3 protein-coding genes and 1 pseudogene are annotated in these 2,439 nt (G+C 34.9%); 3 read left to right on the forward strand and 1 reads right to left on the reverse strand.

Going from position 1 to position 2,439, the window contains the following annotated elements; genetic code table 11:
- Positions 1 to 304: 304 nt before the first annotated feature.
- A complete protein-coding gene (locus BLR88_RS20465) occupies positions 305 to 427 on the reverse strand; it encodes a hypothetical protein (RefSeq protein ID WP_302846676.1) in 123 nt (40 codons plus the stop codon).
- Positions 428 to 899: 472 nt separating this feature from the next.
- Here BLR88_RS20465 and BLR88_RS18630 point away from each other — a divergent pair, with 472 nt between their 5' ends.
- From BLR88_RS18630 to BLR88_RS18635, 3 genes and pseudogenes are all read left to right on the forward strand, one after another.
- Complete coding sequence (locus tag BLR88_RS18630) at positions 900 to 1,226, forward strand: TM2 domain-containing protein (RefSeq protein WP_091261604.1); 327 nt, start codon at positions 900 to 902, stop codon at positions 1,224 to 1,226.
- A gap of 17 nt (positions 1,227 to 1,243) precedes the next feature.
- Positions 1,244 to 1,352: pseudogene (locus BLR88_RS20655) on the forward strand (excalibur calcium-binding domain-containing protein); the annotation flags it as partial.
- A 103-nt stretch (positions 1,353 to 1,455) separates the two neighbouring features.
- Positions 1,456 to 1,869, forward strand: a complete 414-nt coding sequence (locus BLR88_RS18635; protein ID WP_091261606.1) for a DEAD/DEAH box helicase family protein — start codon at positions 1,456 to 1,458, stop codon at positions 1,867 to 1,869.
- Positions 1,870 to 2,439 lie beyond the last annotated feature (570 nt).

The raw sequence follows: 2,439 nt of genomic DNA on the forward strand, positions 1-2,439 counted from the left end.
TTTTCATAACATAATCCGCTCCTTATCATTGTGATGATAGGAGCCAGTATTGCCAAATAACCGTTTGTTAAACCCTTAATCGGTAGCTATATAAAAAGGCACCTTATATTCCAAAAATGCCCCGTCCAGGTATCTATTTCTACAAAATAAGTCAAAATTAGAATCGATTTGTCGAACGATTTCTGTCCTTTTTAGGCATAAAAACCGTTTTAATGAGTAATAGAAGCTGCTTTTTACTCATACTTTTATCCTGTTCAATAAGGTATATAAGCATACGTTTTTTTACATTGTCATGATAAAAATCTCATTTAATCATGATCGATAAACCAGTCAAAATCATGTACTGTTTACCTTTCTTTTTTGAAATAGCAAAGAAACCCGACATAACACGTTTAGCCAGTATGTATCCTTCTTTGCGAAAGTACATATCGGCGATTTTCAATAATCGCTTTTCGCTTTTTATTGAGTGGAGGTATATCGATCTCGATTCAGCGCTGCTTATACGTAATGCGCGACAAATGGTGTGAATGGTAGCGACTCCAGGTTTCCGTTCGTTTTTCTCAATTTTTCGATACCATTTCTCACTTATTCCGTCTTTTTATGCAACCTCTTCTTGGGTTAGACCAAGCTCGATTCGACATTCTTTGAAGTAAGTTTCGAGCTGTCGTCTCACAAAGGCACGTCCTTTTTCTGTTATTTTATTCCGATAAAGGATACGACTGAAAGTACAATGCTTTCAATGCAAAATTCGTTACATTTTAGGGAGTTATTAACTTCAAAATATATAAATCTTATTAAGAGGGGGATTAATTATGAGAAGGATAATGATAAAAGACAAAAAGACATGCTCAAAGTAACAAGCTATACTTCAAACGAAATAAGAAGTAATGGAGGTAACTATGGATAATCTTATTGCTAGACAAGAATTAAACACAGAACAACAACTAATGATAAATGCAGAATTCGAGAAGAGAAAAAAGTCAAAAGGTATTGCTTATATCTTATGGTTATTTCTGGGTAGTCTTGGTGGACATCGATTTTATGCAGGAGATATCGGATTAGGTATAGGGATGATTATTGTTTGGGTTCTTGGATGGTTTATCTTCTTCATTCCTACAATTATTTGGGCCATTATCGATTTATTTCTTATTGGCAAACGTATTGACCAATTAAACGAACAAATCGAAGCAGAAATCATTAATAAAGTGAAAATGCTAAAATCATAATCGAATCACTAACATCAAAAAACTGTACAGTAGCAAAAAACAACTGGTGCAGCGCTACTTTATGAAGGTGACCCTAGCTATCGTTCAAAACTCGACCGTGATGGCGATGGAGTATCCTACAAATAAAAATCATAAGTAATTATCTTTATATGCCCCTGCTCCCTATCCAGGGGGCTTATTTTATATTCAGAAAAAATGAATGTAGACATAAAAGAAGGAGAGGAAGTAAATGGATAATTACTTTAAGGAGACAAATGCATTTATACAAGGGAACACATCTCTACGCGCCCCTCAACGAAAAGCTCATGAAAGGTTAAAACAATCTTTTATAGATAACCTCTCCACCCACAAAATTATTACATTGCCAACCGGAGTTGGTAAAACAGGACTCATAGCCATCGCTCCTTTTGAAATTAGCGATGGAAGGGTTCTTGTTATTACCCCAAGCTTAGTGATTCGAGAAGGTATTTCCGATGCATTTGACACACGTACCTCTTTTAATTTCTGGACAGAGCGTAATGTCATCTTGGATGATAACAAATTACCAAGGGTATACCGATACGCTGGATTCAATTCTTCTGGCGCCAGAAAGCGTGTAATGCGCTACTTAGAAGAAGCAGATGACGTAAATTATTTTGTGTAAGGTCTTTAGCCAATTTTTAGTGTCTTTTAGGCAACAAAAAAGTAGGGTATCCTCGGAATTGACCAGATTCCATAATAGTAAGCAGACTTACGAGATTGGTTACAGTGACTTTTAAATTAAAAACTACACAAAAACTACTCGATTTATAGTTAAATACAAGAATGACAAAGCTTGTATTGTTAAAGGTGGTAACAAACAGGTACATAAAGCTAGTGAACAAAAAGGAAGTAAGGATTTTTGAGTGAGACAAAATGAAAATGATTTGTTAGAGAATCGAGAGCTCATGAAGGTTGTACCATCATGGAGTTTTGTTTAAATACTTGGATTAAGTGACAGTAACGAGAATTAGGCGAGATGACATTTTACATGGCAGGAGTAGTTATGGCATGGAATAGTTAACAAACTAACGAGGTCGTACAATCTCGTGGCGATAAACAATAGGTAATGTGAAGGGTTTCGTTTATTGCATAAGGCAAATAATTTGTAAAAATAGGTCTATGAATTAGATGGAAAATATTTTAAATTGTTAATATATGTATATATTGGGCGATGCATGCATTATATGTAACT

This window comes from Aneurinibacillus thermoaerophilus, assembly GCF_900099925.1.
Lineage (GTDB): Bacteria > Bacillota > Bacilli > Aneurinibacillales > Aneurinibacillaceae > Aneurinibacillus > Aneurinibacillus thermoaerophilus.